The organism is Vibrio sp. 704 (assembly GCF_033339295.1).
Genome location: NZ_JAWOUH010001011.1, coordinates 1 through 520 on the forward strand (window position 1 = coordinate 1; position 520 = coordinate 520).

Here is a 520-nt window from a genome sequence, read left to right on the forward strand (position 1 = left end):
CAGGCTAAGGTGCTAGCCTGTCATCCATATTAGATTGACTTTGATATGAGTTCAGCTTTCAGTAAACCACCCTTGGTAAGTAACTTTGGTGAGAAGTTTGGATTTCTGCGCTGTTTGTATGCCGTGAGTATTTTTTGCAGACCGCTGGCTTCCAGAAGAGATATATTTACCTCGGTATCCATGTCTGCCGCATCGATAAAGTCTTTAGAGAACTCTGGTGCAACGATCAGTACCTGAGCAACTCGGTGGCCATTTTGTTCGCAGCGCTTTGCGTAAGCTTTTACTTGTCTTGAAGTTGTAGAGTACTTGGCATATTGACCATTTTTAAATGACTTAGCCTCGCCAATGATGACGTCATCGTTATCTAGAGATATGATGATGTCTGCTTTATCCTTGGCGGTATTTATGTCCTTTCGTAAGTCTTCGTCAACATTCATTCCAAGCTGCTCTAGAATTGAACGAGTAATCTCTTCGAATTTCACCCCAATATCAGACTCTTTTATATCTATGCCTGCTCCAT

Annotated in this window: 1 pseudogene; it reads right to left on the bottom strand. The window is 41.9% G+C overall.

Annotated features, from left to right (window positions below):
- Positions 1 to 29: 29 nt before the first annotated feature.
- Positions 30 to 520 (bottom strand): annotated as a pseudogene (locus R7R24_RS30380) (restriction endonuclease); the annotation flags it as partial.